Here is a 216-nt window from a genome sequence, read left to right on the forward strand (position 1 = left end):
TAGCCGTACCGGAAGGTGCGGCTGGATCACCTCCTTTCTGGAGCAATTCGACTCGTGAGTTCAACTAAGTGTTATGTGGTTCCGGATCACATTGTCTTTTCCTTCATTCAAATAATCGCACTGGAATCCGAATGCGGGCTTGTAGCTCAGGTGGTTAGAGCGCTACACTGATAATGTAGAGGTCCGTGGTTCGAGTCCACGCAGGCCCACTGCTTC

General features: G+C 50.9%; 1 tRNA gene. It reads left to right on the forward strand.

The window, feature by feature from the left end:
• The first annotated feature begins 135 nt into the window (after positions 1-135).
• Positions 136-209 (forward strand) — tRNA-Ile (locus tag WX88_RS26970).
• The last annotated feature ends 7 nt before the right edge of the window (positions 210-216 follow it).

This window comes from Hymenobacter terrenus (assembly GCF_000972495.1).
Lineage (GTDB): Bacteria > Bacteroidota > Bacteroidia > Cytophagales > Hymenobacteraceae > Hymenobacter > Hymenobacter terrenus.